The sequence below is a fragment of the Pseudomonas sp. GW821-FHT11G12 genome, assembly GCF_058808055.1.
In genome coordinates this window covers 201,692-219,804 of sequence record NZ_JBXARH010000010.1, presented here as the reverse complement: position 1 = coordinate 219,804, position 18,113 = coordinate 201,692, and the positions used below count along the sequence as shown (strand labels likewise).

Here is an 18,113-nt window from a genome sequence, read left to right as displayed (position 1 = left end):
GTTTCAGTCAAACAGGTGCTTGGGCACGTCGTGCTTGAGCATCAACTGGCACTGCTCGCTGTCCGGATCGAAGACGATCAGCGCCTGACCTTTGGTCAGGGCCTGGCGAACCCGCAATACGCGGGTTTCCAGTGGGGTGTCGTCACCGTTGTCGGTGCCGTCGCGAGTGACGAAGTCCTCGATCAGGCGGGTGAGGGTGTCGACTTCGAGCGCGTCGTAGGGAATCAGCATGGGCACCTCGGCTAAATCAATGTCGGGATGCTACGGCGAATGACCGCCGAGGGCCAGACTCAACTGTCCGAGCGTTGCCCCACCAGGCTGTCCACCGAGGGCACCCGGGTGTCGCTTTCCATTTGCGTCTCGTGCTCGATCTGGTGACTGAAGCGATCCAGTGACGCGTTGGCCGGTTGCGCATCGCTGGCGAACACCGGCGGACTCAGGATGTACGCCCCCAGCAGACGACTCAGCGCGGCGAGGCTGTCGATGTGCGTGCGTTCGTAGCCGTGGGTCGCATCGCAACCAAAGGCGAGCAGGGCGGTACGAATGTCGTGGCCGGCGGTGACGGCCGAATGGGCGTCGCTGAAGTAATAGCGGAACAGGTCACGGCGCACCGGCAACTCATGCTCACCGGCCAGACGCAGCAGGTGTCGCGACAAGTGATAGTCGTAAGGCCCGCCGGAATCCTGCATCGCCACGCTGACTGCGTGTTCGCTGGAATGCTGGCCGGGCGCAACTGGCGCGATGTCGATCCCGACAAATTCGCTGACATCCCACGGCAACGCCGCCGCCGCGCCGCTGCCGGTTTCCTCGGTGATGGTGAACAGCGGATGGCAATCGATCATCAACTCCTGACCGCTGTCGACGATGGCTTTCAGTGCTGCGAGCAGCGCCGCGACCCCGGCCTTGTCATCCAGATGTCGGGCGCTGATGTGGCCGCTTTCGGTGAACTCCGGCAGTGGATCGAACGCCACCACATCGCCAACACTGATGCCCAGCGAATCGCAATCGGCGCGGGTCGCGCAGTAGGCGTCCAGGCGCAGTTCGACGTGATCCCAACTGATCGGCATTTCGTCGACGGCGGTGTTGAAGGCGTGCCCGGAAGCCATCAGCGGCAACACGCTGCCACGGATCACACCGTTGTCGGTGAACAGGCTGACGCGGCTGCCTTCGGCGAAACGGCTCGACCAGCAACCGACCGGCGCCAGGGTCAGGCGCCCGTTGTCTTTCACCGCGCGCACGGCGGCACCGATGGTGTCCAGGTGCGCTGACACTGCACGGTCGGGGCTGTTTTTTTTGCCCTTCAGTGTGGCGCGGATGGTGCCGCGACGGGTCATTTCGAAGGGGATGCCGAGCTCTTCCAGCCGCTCGGCGACATAACGCACGATGGTGTCGGTGAACCCGGTAGGGCTGGGAATGGCGAGCATTTCCAGCAGGACTTTTTGCAGGTAGTTCAGATCCGGTTCGGGAATGTGGGTGGTCATGGAAACTCCTGTTGCGGGGCGTCATTCCCGCGTTCGACACGGGAATGACGCTGAAGAGAGATCAAACGGCCGGCTGACTGTGCGGAAACAGCAGATCGACAAACCGCTCGGCCGTCGGCTGCGGTTCATGGTTGGCCAGGCCCGCCCGTTCGTTGGCTTCGATGAACACGTACTCCGGCTGATCGGCGGCGGGCACCATCAGGTCGAGCCCGACCATCGGAATGTCCAGTGCTCGCGCCGCACGCACGGCGGCATCGACCAGAGTCGGATGCAGAATCGCCGTGACGTCTTCTAGGGTGCCGCCGGTGTGAAGGTTCGCCGTACGCCGCACGAACAGATGCTCGCCGGCCGGCAGGATGCTGCTGTAGTCGTAACCTGCCGCGTGCAAGGTGCGTTGGGTTTCGTGGTCCAGCGGGATTTTGCTTTCGCCGCCGGTGGCCGCTTGCCGGCGTCGGCTCTGGGCTTCGATCAGCGCGCCGATGGAGTGATGGCCGTCGCCGACCACTTCGGCAGGACGCCGGATCGCCGCCGCGACCACATCGAAACCGATTACCAGAATCCGCAGGTCGAGGCCTTCGTGGAAGCTTTCGAGCAACACGCGGCTGTCAAACTGCTTCGCCGTTTCGATGGCTTGCTGCACCTCTTCGATGCTTTGCAGATCCACCGCCACACCCTGGCCTTGTTCACCGTCGAGCGGTTTGACCACCACCCGCTGATGCTCGTCGAGAAACGCCAGATTGTCGTCCGCATTCGCTGCCAGTTGCTGTGCCGGCACATTCAACCCGGCGTTTTTCAGCACTTTATGGGTCAGGCTCTTGTCCTGGCACAGATTCATGCTGATGGCGCTGGTCAGGTCGCTCAGTGACTCGCGGCAACGCACCCGGCGACCGCCATGGCTGAGGGTGAACAGCCCGGTGTCGGCATCATCCACTTGCACATCGATGCCACGCCGATGGGCTTCCTCGACAATGATCCGTGCATAGGGATTGAACTCGGCCTCCGGCCCCGGCCCGAGAAACAGCGGCTGGTTGATGCCGTTCTTGCGCTTGATGGCGAAGGTCGAGAGATTACGGAAGCCGAGTTTGGCGTAGAGGTTTTTCGCCTGGCGGTTATCGTGCAGCACCGACAGGTCGAGGTAGCTCAGGCCCCGACTCATGAAGTGTTCGATCAGATGCCGCACCAGCACTTCACCGACTCCGGGACGCGAGCACTGCGGATCGACCGCCAGGCACCACAGGCTGCTGCCGTTTTCCGGGTCGTTGTAAGCCTTCTGATGATTGACGCCCATCACGCTGCCGATCACCGCGCCGCTGTCCTCGTCCTCGGCCAGCCAGTACACCGGTCCGCCCTGATGATGCGGAGTGAGCAGGGTGGCATCGATCGGCAACATGCCGCGCGCCTGATACAACTGGTTGATCGACTGCCAGTCCTCCTCGCTTTGCGCGCGACGGATGCGGAAGCCGCGAAACACCCGTGTTGCCTGACGGTAATCGCTGAACCACAGGCGCAACGTGTCGGACGGATCGAGAAACAGTTGAGTCGGCTCCAGGCCGAGAACCTGCTGCGGCGCGGCCACGTACAGCGCAATATCGCGTTCGCCCGGGTGCTCGTTGAGCAACTCTTGGGCGAGGCTGGCCGGGTCGGGAAAGGTGTGGCCGATCAGCAAGCGGCCCCAGCCGCAATGCACGGCAATCGGCTCGGCGCTCGGTTGATTGCCATCCTCGGCCAGACGCGCCTGCAATCGTTCGTAGGACGGTGTCTGACCGCGCAGCAGCCGTTGGCTGTAAGCCGTGGCGTGAGGTTTCATCGATCAGATTCCTTGTTCGCTGAGCCACAGATTCAGAGCCGCCAGTTGCCACAGCTTGGAGCCGCGCAACGGGGTCAACTGGCCTTGTGGATCGGTCAGCAGTTTGTCGAGCATGGCGGGGTTGAACAGGCCGCGATCCTGACTCGGATCGAGCAGCAGTTCGCGTACCCAGTTCAGGGTGTCACCCTGCAGATGCTTGAGACCCGGCACCGGGAAGTAACCCTTCTTGCGATCGATCACTTCGCTTGGGATGACCAGTCGCGCGGCCTCTTTCAACACTTGCTTACCGCCGTCGGGCAGTTTGAATTTGCCCGGAACACGGGCCGACAATTCCACCAGGCGATAGTCGAGAAACGGCGTGCGCGCTTCCAGGCCCCAGGCCATGGTCATGTTGTCGACGCGTTTGACCGGGTCGTCCACCAGCATCACCGTGCTGTCCAGACGCAGGGCCTTGTCGACCGCCGCATCGGCGCCGGGCTGTGCGAAATGTTCCTTCACGAAGTCGCCGGCAGCGTCATTCGCTGTCAGCCATTTAGGCTGCACCGTGGCGGCGTAATCGTCGTAGCTGCGGTCGAAAAACGCCTCGCGATAGGCCGCGTATGGATCGGCCGCGCCGTCCACTTGCGGATACCAGTGATAACCGGCGAACAATTCGTCGGCGCCCTGGCCGCTCTGTACCACTTTGCAATGCTTGGCCACTTCGCGGGACAGCAGATAGAAGGCGATGCAGTCGTGGCTGACCATCGGCTCGCTCATGGCACGGAAGGCGGCGGGCAGTTGCTCGATGATTTCCTTTTCGTCGAAGCGCAGTTGATGGTGCTGGGTGCCGTAGTGTCTGGCGATCAAATCCGAATATTGAAATTCATCACCGCGTTCGCCGCCGGCATCCTGGAAACCGATGGAAAAGGTCGACAGGTTTTCCACGCCGACTTCGCGCAACAGGCCGACCAGCATGCTCGAATCGACACCGCCGGAAAGCAATACGCCGACATCCACCGCCGCCCGTTGGCGGATCGCCACGGCTTCGCGGGTGCTGTCGAGTACCCGATCACGCCAGTCTTCGAGAGTCAGATTTTTCTCGTCGTCGTGTGGGCCGTAGGGCAGCGTCCACCAGGTTTTCTGTTCGGTGGTGCCGTCCGCTTCAATGCGCATCCAGCTTGCTGGCGGCAGCTTTTCGATGCCGGCCAGCAAGGTGCGCGGCGCTGGCACCACGGCGTGAAAATTCAGGTAATGGTTGAGCGCCACCGGATCAAGGATCGGTTTGATGTCGCCACCCTTGAGCAGCGCCGGCAGGGACGAGGCAAAGCGCAGGCGCTGGCCGGTGCGCGACAGGTACAGCGGTTTGACGCCGAGGCGGTCGCGGGCGATGAACAGGCGCTGGGCATCGCGCTCCCAGATGGCGAAGGCAAACATGCCGTTGAGTTTCGGCAGCAGCGCTTCGCCCCAGGCGTGATAGCCCTTGAGCAGCACTTCGGTGTCGCCGCCGGAGTAGAACGCATAACCGAGCGCTTCGAGTTCGGCGCGCAGTTCCGGGAAGTTGTAGATCGCGCCATTGAAGGCCAGGGACAAGCCCAGTTGGCTGTCGATCATCGGCTGCGCCGAGCCGTCCGACAGGTCCATGATTTTCAGGCGCCGATGGCCCAGGGCAATCGGCCCCTGGGCATGGAACCCCCACGCATCAGGGCCGCGAGGCGCCAGGTGATGGGTGACTCGCTCGATGGCTGCAAGGTCTGCAGGTTGTTGATCAAAACGTAACTCGCCAGCTAATCCGCACATAAAGTCCTTACCGGTTTTTCCGTTGGGGAGAGGGTGTCGCTGAACCGCGCCGAAATGGCCGGTACCCAGAAACTGACCCGGCTCGGATGTGGGAGTTTTAGAACGATCAGTTATAAGTGCGTTGGCCTGACCGGTGGGCCGTTACCAGTCTGGCTGAACTGTCAGGTAGTAGATAAGTATTCGAAACATACGGATTGCTGCTTGTTTGCAGGCCCGATCGGGCAGTTATTCGTGTTTTTTATTTGATGACGGGATCGCTAGGGTGAAGGGACTCAACAGCAATAAAGGAATATTGCCCATGTCCACTACACCAGTGTCGGTCACACCGATCACCCTCACGGAAAAACAGAAACTGAGCTTTTTGCTGGAGGCCACAGGCGATCTGGACACCGCCAGGGCATTGCAGAAAAGCTTCCCCCCTGTGCTGCTCAAGGCCAGTGCCGACACCTTGGCGGCACTGGACAAGACCGCGCGTGACTTGCACACAACCCAGGCTCAAGTCGAGACGGACTTGAGCCGGTTGCAATCTCTCAAGCATTTTTGCATCGAACAGTTGAATCGCGCCCTGACTGCGCGCTGGCTGGCTGTGTTCGATGTCGAGAAAGACCATCTGGAGTTGCCGGGAAGCTATTGCGGTTGTGAAGCGGTGACCCCGTCTGGAGGTGGGGAGAAAGTCATTCCGCCGGCGACCCCGACGCTGCTCGAAGCGGCCATGCAGAACTTCACGGGAGACGAGGTGCAAGCCGATTATTTCCCTGAAGGCAGCGTCGTGCGGATTGCCAGCAAACCTGATGGCATTCCCGGTCTGACACCGACGGCGTTCGCCGCACTCTGCCGGGAGCTGGATCTGGGCCGGCTATACCAGGAACATTTCCAGCAGGTGTTCGGTGTCAGGGAGGTCAATGGCAGTCGGGTCGCTACCGGCCCGATGGTTCGCAATATCTCGGTGATGAAAAAGCAGATGCTGCAACTGGATCTGCACCTGGCGTTGATGAAGGAACACGTTTCCCGGGACGGTTTTCAGACGATTCAGCGCTTGATTGATGCCGGTGGCGTCGTCGATGCCCAAAGCCTTCAGTTCAAGGGCCGGCCGCTGATCATGCAGGGCATTGAAGCGCTCGACAGCTGCCTCTGGGGTGTCGTGGTGTTCTCTGAAAAATCGATCGAGCTGGATCCCGATCAATGGTGTGTGGTGTACATGCCCGGCGAACCCGGCCAGCCACTCTATGAGTACACCAGCTTCACGGCGTTCGTCGCGTACCTGGAGTTCAAACTGGGGGTGGGCAGTTACAAAAGTTACTTCACCCACTGCATTGGAGAGGTCGACAAGGTCGACTTTTTCAAGACGTTTGCCGACACCGAGAGCCTGGGGCATATCAAACAATTGGAGATGAACGGTCCGCTGTTCGACTTCATGCTCAAGAGCCATGTCGGCAAGTTGCAACTCGATGCCCGTGCGCTCGCCGTGCCGACGGCCGATGTCGATGAAGAAGAGCGCAAGAAACGATTGATCCAGTACCTGGAAATCGGCATGACGATCGCCAACGTGGCGGGGTTCGTCGTGCCGGTACTGGGGCAATTGATGATGGGCGTCGCGATCGGACAAATGCTCGCCGAGGTGTACGAAGGGATCGAGGACTGGAATCGGGGTGACCGTCAGGAAGCCTTTTCACACCTGCTCAGCGTGGCGGAAAACCTTGCCTTGATGGCCGCCGTGGGTGCCGGCGTCAAGGCCCTGAAATCCCTGGCGATCAAGACGGTTCAAAAACACCCGGATTTCTTCCAGCCTTTCACCGCCATTCTTGACCGCAATGGACAGTCCCGATTGTGGAAGCCGCAACTGAGTGCCTATGAGCAACCTTTACCGGCAGGGGCAGGGACTGAATCTGACGCGACAGGCTTGTATCAGGCTGACGGCAAGGTCTTTGCCCGTGTCGACGATCGAGCCTACGCCGTGGTGTCGGATCCGCTTTCCAGGACCTGGCGCATTCAGCATCCTGTCCGCCCGGAGGCTTATGCCCCGATACTCAAGCGCAATCAGCACGGGGGCTGGCGTCATGCCTCGGAGCCGAGCGAGCAATGGTCCGGGGCTTACACACTCAAACGCATCGATCCGCTGTTGGCGCGACTCGATGACAGTCGTCTGGAGATGATCCGGCGTCTGTCCGACACTCGCTTCGATGAACTGCATCGGCTGAGCGACGACAGCCTGCCACTGCCCCCCCGTTTGCGAGATGTGATCGAACGGTTCGGCCTTGAGCGCAGGGTGCGTGACTTCATTGCCGCCATGGAGCGTGGCGAGGCGACTGATCCTCGTCATGTCCAGGAACAGCTGCAGGCTTTACCCGGACTTTCCAACTGGCCACAGGATCGCTACATCAAGGTCGTTGACGAAGACGGAGGCATTACCGCGACCTTTCCACCCGGCTCGATTGACGATGACACTCTGAGCGTTATTGTCAGCAACGCCCAACTGGAAAAGGGTGAATTGCTGCAGACCGTCATCGACGGCCTGTATCCCAAAGAAGTGGACGCTTTGGTCGGAGCGAACGTTGCGCCGGCCGATCGAGGGGTGACGCTGGCAAAACTGATCGGGGCGGCGGTCAAGGCCGATCGTCGCTCGATGTTCGACCACCTGTACCGGCGCTATGACCAGACCCTGGACAGTGCGGTGCTCAAGGCAAGGCAAGCATTTCCCGATGTGCCGGCGCGTTATGCTCAGGAACTGATCCGACAGGCTTCGAGTGTCGAACGCTCGCTTCTGCGAACCACCGGGCGAGTGCCCATGGGCGTTGCGCAACGGTTGAGTGAGGCGACGAGCAATGTTCGCCTGGATCGGGCGTTGACAGGGTTCTACCTGGCTGAAGTCGCCAATGCCGATACCGAGAAGCTGGCCATCGGGCTGTTGCCGCAACACAGCGGTTGGGATCCGCAGCTTTACGTGGAACTGCGGGCGCAGTCACTCAGGGGAAATCTGCTGGAGATCCTTGGCAAGAAACCCCTCGCACCCGGAAACTCGCTCACGCTGGTCAGGCTCGACAACGGTTACGAGGTGTTCGATAGCCAGACCCGATCACTCGGCAAAATGTTCGGGCCGGACAGCCTGTATCAGGCAATCCTCAAAGGACTCTCGCCTCGCCAGACCAAGGCGATTGGACTGTCAGGAGTCAGGCCAGAAGACGGCTGGCGCCTGCGCAACCGATTATTGAGTAGCGCACTGGATGAGCGTGAAGGTTGTAACCGGTTGCTGAACGGTGACCGGTTTGAACCGATGAATCGTGAACCCGTGTGTACGCTCGCCAACCCATCCGGGGAGGCGACGAGTCATCCACAGCGTTTGTTACGCAAGGTGAAAAAACTCTTCCCGCTGTTTTCCGATATGCAGGCCCGGGAGTTTCTTGATCAGTTGGGCAGCGACCATCTGACTCGGGCACTTCGGGTCAGGCAATTGCAGGATGATCTGGAGCGACTGCGCAATGTGCTCGACACCTGGATGGATGATGTGGCGGCTATCAGGGCACAGGGCGGGGTGCTGAGCGAGGTGCGCGAATGTCGGCATCTTGTCGCGTACGAGATCGAGGACAGTTTTCGCCGACTGATCTTCCTGCCCGACGAATTCCATCGTTCGGCGTATGGCCTGAAGCTCGATGGCATGCGGTTCGGAAAGCTGCCGATCCTGCCCCCCGGGCTGACCTTTGACCATGTCAGGCATCTGTCTCTGCAAAACATGCATCTGGACAACGATGTCGTCTATTTCCTCAAAGCCTTCAAGAACCTCGAGACGCTTGAACTGGGTCGCAACAGGCTTACGCAATTGCCGGAGGTGATCTCGCTCATGCCGAATCTCAGGCGTCAGGGCCTGGGGCAAAACCGGATTCAGTTGACTGAGCAGGCCCTGGTGAAACTGTCGCGGATGCGCAGTCTGCAAAGCCTGGACCTGAGCGAAAATCCCCTTGGGGCCACGCTGGATGTCAGCGAGATGTTTGAGCTGACTGACCTCAGCGTGCGTAACACCCGCACCACGGAGTTGCCTAAAGGTTTGCAGCGCTTGCCCCATCTGGATCGGGTAGACCTGCGTGACAACGACATTCGTGATTTGCCGCAATGGCTGTTTGAAACACCCCGGCGCTTCAGTGAAACGATCAATCTGCGCAACAACCCGATTTCCGAACTCAGCAGCACTCATCTGGACAACTATCGCAAGAAAGTTGGCGTCGGCATGGGCTATCTGGAAAACGATATCGCGCGCCTTGACGAGCATCAGGCACGTTCGATCTGGCTGACCGAAACGGGAGGAACCGTAGGCGCCAGACGCCTGCAAACATGGACTGCGATCAACGACGACCCGATGGCCGAAGGCTTGTTTCATTTGCTGGCCGAGCTGGGCAATACCGCCGACTCCGAATATGTGCGCGAGGATATGTCCCGGCGGGTCTGGACGGTACTGGAGGCGACGCAGGCCGATGCCGAATTGCGCGAGCAGATTTTCGATCTGGCGGCCAACCCGATCAATTGCACGGATAACGCGGCGTTGAACTTCAGTCATCTGGAGGTCGCCGTGCATGTACGCAATGTGTTGCGCGTTTCCGGGGGGCGGCAGGTGTCGGCGGCAGTGCTGATGAGGCTTGCGCGAGGCTTGTTCCAGCTTGAGCAAATCGACCTGATCGCCGCGGAGCACGCCCGGGATCAAGGATCACCCGACCCGCTGGAAGTGACCCTTGCCTATCGCACGGGGCTGGCGCGGGCATTCGATCTGCCGGGGCAGCCCTCGCACATGCGATACGCTGAACTCGCCGATGTGACGAGTGATGATCTGGTAACGGCTATCAATCAAATCCAGACGGCTGAACTGTCCCCCAAATGGCTGGATTTTCTGGTTCGCCAGCCGTTCTGGAGCAACTACGTGAAGAACAGTTTTGCGCAGCAGTTCGACGATGCCCGGGTGCCTCATCAAGTGGAGGTTCAGGCATTGTTCGACAGGGCTGAAGAACTCAGCTCTGCCGATTACCTCAGTGAAATGAACCTCTGCGCCACCCGGCTGGAACAGACCGAAAATGCCTTGCTGCAACGGTTGACCCTGCAGGTGACGGAGTTGATCGAGAGGGGGACCTGCATTGCGCCCGGTGACTGATTGCCTTCGCAGAGGGCGTCATTTGCCACGAATCAGTCGGCGCAGGGCAAAGCGGTTGGGATGACAGGCTTCGGCCACGGCTCTGGGCAGCGGCAGCGGTTCGTTGTCCAGCCATGCCGCGAGCAACTCTCCAGACAGTGGCGCGGTAATCAACCCGCGTGAACCATGGCCACTGTTGACGTACAGACCGTCCAGCCACGGGCAGGGAGTGTCCGGCACTTGCCGGGCATCCTTGCTCAAGGCGCGATAAGCCTCGGTGAAGGCTTCGCGGTCGGCCAGTGGACCGACAATCGGCAGGTAGTCAGGGCTGGTGCAGCGGAAGGCTGCGCGGCCCTGAAGGCTGTCAGCATCGAGCTCGCTGATGTGCAGACGGCTGACCAGATCCGTGGAGATCTCTTCGAGCATCGCCAGATTGCCCAGATGTTCGGCGGTGGTCGGGGTCAGGTCGTCGCTGTTGAAATCGAAACTGGCACCGAGGGTGTGTTCGCCCAACCGTGCCGGTGCCACATAGCCTTCGGCGCAGACCACCGTGGCCAGCGCCTGGCTTTGCGCGGTCTGCACCAGTCGGGTGATCTGCCCGCGAATACGCTTGAGGGGCAGGTCGGCACTCTGGGGGAAACGCTTGATCTCGGCGGCACCGGCCAGCACCACGACGGGCGCTGTTGCGATCAATCGTTCACCGTCGAAGGCTTGCCACTGACCTTCGACCTTGCGCAGCTCCACGGCTTCCTGATGGGTGAGCAGCGTGACGCCAGGCTGTGCGGATTGTGCCTGACACAGGGCCGGCGGATGCACCCAGCCGCCCTCGGGATAATACAAACCGCCGTGCGCCAGACCGATCCCGGCGCGGGCCTGAGCCTCGGGTTGATCGAGCCATTGCAGAAGGTCTTCGGGAAACGCGGCCGCCAGTTGCGCCTGCCGTTCGCGTTCCTTTTCATTGAACGCCAGTTGCAGCACGCCGCAGTCATCCCAGTCGGTGCCACGTTGCAGGGTTTCCAACAGGCGGCGGGTGTAGCCGAAACCGCTGACGATCAACTGCGACAGCGCTGTGCCGTGTGCAGACAATTTCAGATACAGCACGCCTTGCGGGTTACCCGAGGCTTCCTGCGCCACCGCCGCATGCCGTTCCAGCAGACTGACCTGCCAACCCCGCGCCGCGAGGCTGGCCGCCGTGGCGCAACCCGCCAGACCGGCACCGATCACCAAGGCGCGACGCTCACTGCTCAACGGAGTCGGGCGGGCGAACCAGGGTTTGTCTGCCGCCGGTGGTGGAGCCTCCTCTGGCCAGCCGAGAAACTCGCCGCGCAAAATCTCCCATTTGTGACCGATGCCCGGCGTGCGCTTCATCTTGAAGCCGGCGGCGTTGAGCAGTCGTCGCACCCAACCGGTGCTGGTGAAGGTGCTGATGGTCGAGCCGGGCGCCGCCAGCCGTGCCAGTTCGGCGAACAGTTCGGCAGTCCACATCTCCGGGTTTTTCGCCGGGGCGAAACCGTCGAGAAACCACGCGTCGATCTGGCCGTCCAGTTGCGGCAACTGCTCCAGCGCATCACCGATCAACAGCGTCAGAGTCACTCGACCGTGATCCAGAACAATGCGCTGGAAACCCTGATGGATTGCCACGTAATGCTTGAGCAGTTGATCGGACAGTGGCTTGAGGTCCGGCCACAGCGCCAGCGCCCGCTGCAGGTCGGCGGGGCTCAGCGGAAACTTTTCGACGCTGACGAAATGCAGCCGCGCACCGGCCACCGCGTGCTGTTCGAACAACTGCCAGGCGCAGAGAAAATTCAGCCCGGTGCCAAACCCGGTTTCACCGATCACCAGTCGCCCGCCCGCCGGCAACGCGGCAAAGCGCTCGGCCAGACGGTTCTGTTCGAGGAACACGTAGCGGGTTTCATCCAGCCCTGACTGATCGGAAAAATACACATCGTCGAACACTCGCGAACGCGGGCGTCCCTGGTCATCCCAGTCGAGTTGGGCGTGGGGCATTACAGGTTTCATGGCAGGCTCGGCAACGGCAAGGCGGCCATTCTAGCCGATCACGCGGGCGGCGCTTGATCCATGGCAAGCCTTGCCGCTGATGACTCAAGGACAATCCGCCGCCGGCGGGAATTTCTGTGCCGTGTCTGTGCCCAATCCGCTAGTCTTGCTGAATCCTGGAAGGAGCCGTCCCTATGTTCGAATCCGCTGAAATCGGTCACGCCATCGACAAAGAAACCTACGAAGCCGCTGTGCCCGCCCTGCGTGAAGCACTGCTTGAAGTCCAGTTCGAATTGCAGCAGCAAAAGCGCTTTCCGGTGATCATTTTGATCAACGGCATCGAAGGCGCCGGTAAGGGCGAGACAGTGAAGCTGCTCAACGAATGGATGGACCCGCGCCTGATCGAAGTGCGCACGTTCGACCAGCAGACCGACGAAGAACTGGCACGACCACCGGCCTGGCGTTACTGGCGGATGCTGCCGGCCAAGGGGCGGATGGGGATTTTCTTCGGCAACTGGTACAGCCAGATGCTGCAGGGCAGGGTGCACGGCTTGTTCAAGGACCCGCGACTTGATCAGGCGATTGCCGGCGCCGAGCGTCTGGAAAAGATGCTGTGCGATGAAGGCGCGCTGATCTTCAAGTTCTGGTTTCACCTGTCCAAGAAACAGATGAAGGCGCGCCTCAAGGCCCTGGCCGACGACCCGTTGCACAGTTGGCGGATCAGCCCGCTGGACTGGCAGCAATCGGAGACCTACGACAAGTTCGTCAAATACGGCGAGCGCGTGTTGCGTCGCACCAGCCGCGATTACGCGCCGTGGCATGTCATCGAAGGGATGGACGCGCATTACCGCAGCCTGACGGTCGGCAAGATTCTGCTCGAAGGCCTGCAGAATGCGCTGAAGCGCCCCGACGTCCACCCGCACGATGTCAACGCCCAGCCGCTGGGCGCCTCGGTGGATCAGTTGAACCTGCTCGACAGCCTCAACCTGACCCAGCGCCTGGAAAAGAAAGACTATGAAGAACAACTGATCACCGAGCAGGCGCGACTGTCCGGGCTGATGCGTGACAAACGCATGCGCCGGCATGCGTTGGTGGCGGTGTTCGAAGGCAACGATGCGGCGGGCAAGGGCGGGGCGATCCGTCGGGTCGCGGCGGCGCTCGACCCGCGTCAGTACAACATCGTGCCGATTGCCGCGCCGACCGAAGAGGAACGGGCGCAGCCGTATCTGTGGCGCTTCTGGCGGCACATTCCGGCCCGGGGCAAGTTCACTGTGTTCGACCGATCCTGGTACGGCCGGGTGCTGGTGGAGCGGGTCGAGGGTTTTTGCAGCACCGCCGACTGGATGCGCGCCTACGGCGAAATCAACGACTTCGAGGAGCAACTCGCCGACGCCGGCGTGATCGTGGTCAAGTTCTGGCTGGCGATCGACAAGGACACGCAGATGGAGCGTTTCCAGGAGCGCGAAGAGATCCCGTTCAAGCGCTTCAAGATCACCGAAGACGACTGGCGCAACCGCGACAAGTGGGACGCGTACCGTGGAGCCGTGGGCGACATGGTCGACCGCACCAGTACCGAAATCTCGCCGTGGACGCTGGTCGAGGCCAACGACAAGCGCTGGGCCCGGGTCAAGGTGCTGCGCACGATCAACCGTGCACTGGAAGAGGCCTTCGAGAAGTCCGACAGGCACGCCAAGAAACACAAGGACTGACCGATGTGCACGCATACGCGAGGTGAATGATTGTCGCGGTCGGCGATTGGGTGGACTTATGCTCGGTCCACTCTCAACCGACTACAACAATGAGGTATGCCATGCGTGAAGTGGTGATCGTCGACAGCGTGCGGACCGGCCTGGCCAAGTCCTTTCGCGGCAAGTTCAACCAGACCCGTCCCGATGACATGGCGGCCCATTGTGTAAACGCCTTGCTGTCGCGCAACGACGTCGACCCGGCCAGCGTCGAGGATTGCATCGTCGGTGCCGGCTCCAACGAAGGCGCCCAGGGCTATAACATCGGCCGTAACGTGGCGGTGCTTTCGCGACTGGGCACCGGCACGGCGGGCATGACCCTCAACCGTTTCTGCTCTTCGGGCTTGCAGGCGATTGCGATTGCCGCCAACCAGATCGCTTCGGGTTGCAGCGACATCATCGTCGCCGGCGGTGTCGAGTCGATCAGCCTGACCCTGAAAAGCGTCAACACCGACCACCTGATCAACCCGTTGCTCAAGCAGCAGACGCCCGGCATCTACTACACCATGGGCCAGACCGCCGAAGTGGTGGCGCGTCGTTATGGTGTCAGCCGCGAGGCCCAGGATCGCTACTCGCTGCAAAGTCAGATCCGCACCGCCCAGGCGCAGGCAGCCGGCCTGTTCAACGATGAAATCGTGCCGATGGCGGTGAAGTACCGGGTTGAAGACAAGAACAGTGGCGAGGTGCAGATCCTCGATGGCCTCGTCGATCACGATGATTGCAACCGCCCGGACACCACCTATGAAAGCCTTGCCGGATTGAAACCGGTGTTTTCCGAGGACGGTTCAGTGACCGCCGGCAACTCGTCGCAGTTGTCCGATGGTGCCTCGATGACGCTGGTGATGAGCCTGGAAAAAGCCCTGCAACTGGGGCTCAAGCCGAAGGCGTTTTTCCGCGGTTTCACCGTGGCCGGTTGCGAGCCGGACGAAATGGGCATTGGCCCGGTATTCTCGGTGCCGAAGCTGCTCAAGGCCAAAGGTTTGCAGGTAGCGGACATTGATCTGTGGGAGCTGAACGAAGCGTTTGCCTCGCAGTGCCTGTACGCCCGTGATCGGCTGGAAATCGACAACGAGAAGTACAACGTCAACGGCGGATCGATTTCCATCGGCCATCCGTTCGGCATGACCGGATCGCGGCAGGTCGGGCATCTGGTGCGCGAGTTGCAGCGACGCAACCTGCGTTACGGGATCGTGACCATGTGCGTGGGCGGTGGGATGGGCGCGACCGGGTTGTTTGAAGCGGTGCGCTAAAACGGTCTGCCGGAATCCATCATTTGCATCCGCGCGATGTACGCGCGGATTTCCTGCTCGGCTTTCTCGGGGCTGTCGAACGGCCCTTCGAGGGTGTTCTCCCGGGTGCTGAAAAACAGTTCGCCGTTGACCCGGCACACCCGGTCGCTGCGAAAGTGCGTGGCGGGGACGGTGTCTTGGGCGCGCATTCCGAACATGATCGATCTCCTTGAGCGCTGCGCTGGATGGGATCCAAAGAGCTTATGCCTGAACCACTTGCAGCGCTTCGTCAGCCGATCAACGGCAACGCGTCAATTTAATGCTGCGACCTGCACAGTTTCATTAGCGGCTTGAGCGCAACTGTTCCTGTGTCGGCCGGAGCTCTGCGCCTAGAATGAGCGCTCCTGTCATTGGCTTTCGGGGTTCTCATGCACGTTTCGTCGGGTCGCTGGGTGTACGGCATGTTCCTGGCCTTGTTGACCGCGTTTCTGTGGGGAATCCTGCCGATCAAGCTCAAGCAGGTGCTGCAGGTGATGGACCCGATCACGGTGACCTGGTTTCGCCTGACGGTGTCCGGCGGCTGTCTGTTCATTTATCTGGCGGCGACCAAGCGTTTACCGAGCCGCAAGGTGCTCGGGCCCAAGGGCGGCTGGCTGGTGCTGATGGCGGTGCTCGGGCTGGTGGGCAACTACGTGCTGTACCTGATGGGCCTGAACCTGCTCAGCCCCGGCACCGCTCAGTTGGTGGTGCAGATGGGGCCGATCATGTTGTTGATCGCCAGTCTGTTCGTGTTCAAGGAACGCTTCAGTATGGGTCAGGGCATGGGGCTGGCGGTGCTGCTGATCGGCTTCGCGCTGTTCTTCAATCAGCGTCTGGCGGAGTTGCTCACATCGTTGTCTGACTACACCGCCGGTGTGTTACTGGTGCTGCTGGCATCGACGGTCTGGACGTTCTATGCGCTGGGCCAGAAGCAATTGCTGACGGTATGGAATTCGTTGCAGGTGATGATGGTGATCTACCTGTTCTGCGCCTTGTTGCTGACGCCGTGGGTTCATCCGCTCGAAGCGCTGGAGCTGAGCCCGTTGCAGGGCTGGTTGCTGCTGGCGTGCTGCATGAACACCCTGATCGCCTACGGCGCGTTTGCCGAGGCGCTGGCGCATTGGGAGGCCTCGCGGGTCAGTGCGACGCTTGCGATCACGCCGTTGGTGACGTTTGGCGCGGTGGCGGTGGCGGCTGGGGTGTGGCCGGAATATGTGCATGCCGAGCAAATCAATTTGCTGGCGTATGGCGGGGCGGTGCTGGTGGTGCTGGGGTCGGCGCTGGTGGCGCTCGGGCCTTCGCTGATTGCCGGGCTCAAGGCCCGGCGGGCGAAACTGTTGGTCGGATGATCCTTCCCGCGCCAGGCGTGGGAAGGATCGGGATGACTCAGCCCTTGGCGCCGGCCTCGATCATGTTCTCCGGCCGCACCCAGGCATCGAACTCTTCATCGGTCAGATACCCCAGTTCCAGCGCTGCCTCGCGCAAGGTTTTGCCTTCGCTGTAGGCCTTCTTGGCGATTTCTGCCGACTTGTCGTAACCGATGTGCGGGTTGAGCGCCGTCACCAGCATCAGGCCGCGTTCCAGATGTTGCGCCATGACCTTGGCATCCGGCTCCAGTCCGGCGATGCAGTGCTGCTGGAAGTTGCTGCAGCCATCGGCCAGCAGGCGGATCGATTGCAGCAGGTTGTGGATGATCACCGGTTTGAACACGTTCAACTGCAAGTGACCCTGACTGGCGGCGATACCGATCGTCACATCGTTGCCCAGCACCTGGCAGGCCAGCATCGACAGCGCCTCGCACTGGGTCGGGTTGACCTTGCCGGGCATGATCGAACTGCCCGGCTCGTTGGCCGGCAGCCGCACTTCGGCAAAACCTGCACGTGGGCCGGAGCCCAGCAGGCGCAAGTCGTTGGCTATCTTCATCAGCGCCACGGCGAGGGTTTTCAGGGCGCCGGAAAGCGTGGTCAGCGGCTCGTGGCCGGCGAGGGCGGCGAACTTGTTCGGCGCGGTGACGAACGGCAGGCCGGACAACGCCGCGAGTTCCGCGGCAATCGCTTCGCCGAAACCGTGGGGCGAGTTGAGCCCGGTACCGACGGCGGTGCCGCCTTGAGCCAGTTCGCAGACCGCCGGCAACGCCGCGCGAATCGCCCGTTCGGCGTAATCCAGCTGCGCGATGAAGCCGGAGATCTCCTGGCCGAAGGTGATCGGCGTGGCGTCCATCATATGAGTGCGACCGGTCTTCACCAGCTTCATGTGCCGCGCCGACAGCTCGGCCAGGCCACCCGACAGCTCGGCGATGGCCGGCAGCAGTTGGGTCTGCACAGCCTGTGCGGTGGCGATGCTCATGGCGGTGGGGAAGCAGTCGTTGGAACTCTGCGAGCGGTTGACGTGATCGTTGGGATGCACCGGCGACTTGCCGCCGCGCGGGTTGCCGGCCAGTTCGTTGGCGCGGCCGGCAATCACTTCGTTGGCGTTCATGTTGCTCTGGGTGCCGCTGCCGGTCTGCCAGACCACCAGCGGGAACTGGTCGTCGTGCTGGCCTTCGAGCACTTCGTCGGCGGCCTGTTCGATCAGGCGGGCGATGTCGGCGGGCAGATCGCCGTTGCGGTCATTGACCCGGGCCGCGGCTTTCTTGATCAGTGCCAGGGCGTGCAGCACCGGCAAGGGCATGCGTTCCTGACCGATGGCAAAGTTGATCAGCGAGCGTTGCGTCTGAGCGCCCCAGTAAGCGTCGTCCGGGACTTCGATCTGGCCCAGGCTGTCGGTTTCGATACGGCTCATCGTGCACACTCCTGTTGGTCTGTTTGCGCAGTTTAGGCCCGGTGTGGCCCAAGTGGTTCCATCCGCTCGATTGTTGCCCCGCCAGGCTCCGCCAATCAAGCGCGGCAAGGCTCGGGGGTTGAGCCGCAGCGTTATTCAGGCGCAGAA

The 18,113-nt window shown here is 61.4% G+C and carries 11 protein-coding genes; 4 read left to right on the top strand and 7 right to left on the bottom strand.

The features are described 5' to 3' along the window. Positions 1–3: 3 nt before the first annotated feature. From AC1RR7_RS25740 to AC1RR7_RS25725, 4 genes are all read right to left on the bottom strand, one after another. Positions 4–231, bottom strand: a complete 228-nt coding sequence (locus tag AC1RR7_RS25740) for a YheU family protein (RefSeq protein WP_003236706.1) — start codon at positions 229–231, stop codon at positions 4–6. A gap of 59 nt (positions 232–290) precedes the next feature. Continuing rightward, positions 291–1,481, bottom strand: a complete 1,191-nt coding sequence (locus AC1RR7_RS25735) for an osmoprotectant NAGGN system M42 family peptidase (RefSeq protein ID WP_096820998.1) — start codon at positions 1,479–1,481, stop codon at positions 291–293. Between the two features lie 61 nt (positions 1,482–1,542). Next, positions 1,543–3,288 (bottom strand): N-acetylglutaminylglutamine synthetase, encoded by a 1,746-nt coding sequence (gene ngg, locus AC1RR7_RS25730; RefSeq protein WP_493158691.1) that lies wholly within the window; start codon positions 3,286–3,288, stop codon positions 1,543–1,545. 3 nt (positions 3,289–3,291) lie between these two features. Beyond that, complete coding sequence (locus AC1RR7_RS25725; protein WP_493158690.1) at positions 3,292–5,064, bottom strand: N-acetylglutaminylglutamine amidotransferase; 1,773 nt, start codon at positions 5,062–5,064, stop codon at positions 3,292–3,294. A gap of 298 nt (positions 5,065–5,362) precedes the next feature. On the opposite strand from AC1RR7_RS25725, the gene AC1RR7_RS25720 reads away from it, so the two are divergent. Then, on the top strand, positions 5,363–10,195 hold the full coding sequence (locus AC1RR7_RS25720; protein WP_493158689.1) for an NEL-type E3 ubiquitin ligase domain-containing protein: 4,833 nt from the start codon (positions 5,363–5,365) through the stop codon (positions 10,193–10,195). An 18-nt stretch (positions 10,196–10,213) separates the two neighbouring features. Here the strand turns inward: AC1RR7_RS25720 and mnmC are convergent, their stop codons facing one another. After that, entirely contained in the window at positions 10,214–12,193 is a 1,980-nt protein-coding gene (mnmC, locus tag AC1RR7_RS25715) for a bifunctional tRNA (5-methylaminomethyl-2-thiouridine)(34)-methyltransferase MnmC2/FAD-dependent 5-carboxymethylaminomethyl-2-thiouridine(34) oxidoreductase MnmC1 (RefSeq protein ID WP_493158688.1), read from the bottom strand. A 173-nt stretch (positions 12,194–12,366) separates the two neighbouring features. Between mnmC and pap the strand changes: the two genes are divergently transcribed. Both pap and AC1RR7_RS25705 read left to right on the top strand, forming a co-directional pair. Next, on the top strand, positions 12,367–13,881 hold the full coding sequence (pap, locus tag AC1RR7_RS25710; protein WP_493158687.1) for a polyphosphate:AMP phosphotransferase: 1,515 nt from the start codon (positions 12,367–12,369) through the stop codon (positions 13,879–13,881). 101 nt (positions 13,882–13,982) lie between these two features. Continuing rightward, the gene (locus tag AC1RR7_RS25705) at positions 13,983–15,167 is read left to right on the top strand and encodes a thiolase family protein (protein ID WP_493158686.1); all 1,185 of its coding nucleotides are present in this window, start codon (positions 13,983–13,985) and stop codon (positions 15,165–15,167) included. On the opposite strand, the gene AC1RR7_RS25700 is transcribed toward AC1RR7_RS25705, so the two are convergent. Next, complete coding sequence (locus tag AC1RR7_RS25700; protein ID WP_493158685.1) at positions 15,164–15,364, bottom strand: DUF6316 family protein; 201 nt, start codon at positions 15,362–15,364, stop codon at positions 15,164–15,166. The genes AC1RR7_RS25705 and AC1RR7_RS25700 overlap by 4 nt on opposite strands. Positions 15,365–15,574: 210 nt before the next feature. Here AC1RR7_RS25700 and AC1RR7_RS25695 point away from each other — a divergent pair, with 210 nt between their 5' ends. Beyond that, positions 15,575–16,534: a DMT family transporter gene (locus tag AC1RR7_RS25695; RefSeq protein ID WP_096821006.1), complete on the top strand. Its 960-nt coding sequence runs from the start codon at positions 15,575–15,577 to the stop codon at positions 16,532–16,534. 37 nt (positions 16,535–16,571) lie between these two features. Here AC1RR7_RS25695 and AC1RR7_RS25690 read toward each other — a convergent pair whose 3' ends face one another. Next, a complete protein-coding gene (locus AC1RR7_RS25690) occupies positions 16,572–17,966 on the bottom strand; it encodes a class II fumarate hydratase (protein ID WP_192558672.1) in 1,395 nt (464 codons plus the stop codon). Positions 17,967–18,113: the final 147 nt, after the last annotated feature.

Coding starts and splice junctions, on each gene's coding strand:
- AC1RR7_RS25740 (WP_003236706.1), bottom strand. CDS start 231: ATGCTGATTCCCTACGACGCGCTCGAAGTCGACACCCTCACCCGCCTG.
- AC1RR7_RS25735 (WP_096820998.1), bottom strand. CDS start 1,481: ATGACCACCCACATTCCCGAACCGGATCTGAACTACCTGCAAAAAGTC.
- ngg (WP_493158691.1), bottom strand. CDS start 3,288: ATGAAACCTCACGCCACGGCTTACAGCCAACGGCTGCTGCGCGGTCAG.
- AC1RR7_RS25725 (WP_493158690.1), bottom strand. CDS start 5,064: ATGTGCGGATTAGCTGGCGAGTTACGTTTTGATCAACAACCTGCAGAC.
- AC1RR7_RS25720 (WP_493158689.1), top strand. CDS start 5,363: ATGTCCACTACACCAGTGTCGGTCACACCGATCACCCTCACGGAAAAA.
- mnmC (WP_493158688.1), bottom strand. CDS start 12,193: ATGAAACCTGTAATGCCCCACGCCCAACTCGACTGGGATGACCAGGGA.
- pap (WP_493158687.1), top strand. CDS start 12,367: ATGTTCGAATCCGCTGAAATCGGTCACGCCATCGACAAAGAAACCTAC.
- AC1RR7_RS25705 (WP_493158686.1), top strand. CDS start 13,983: ATGCGTGAAGTGGTGATCGTCGACAGCGTGCGGACCGGCCTGGCCAAG.
- AC1RR7_RS25700 (WP_493158685.1), bottom strand. CDS start 15,364: ATGTTCGGAATGCGCGCCCAAGACACCGTCCCCGCCACGCACTTTCGC.
- AC1RR7_RS25695 (WP_096821006.1), top strand. CDS start 15,575: ATGCACGTTTCGTCGGGTCGCTGGGTGTACGGCATGTTCCTGGCCTTG.
- AC1RR7_RS25690 (WP_192558672.1), bottom strand. CDS start 17,966: ATGAGCCGTATCGAAACCGACAGCCTGGGCCAGATCGAAGTCCCGGAC.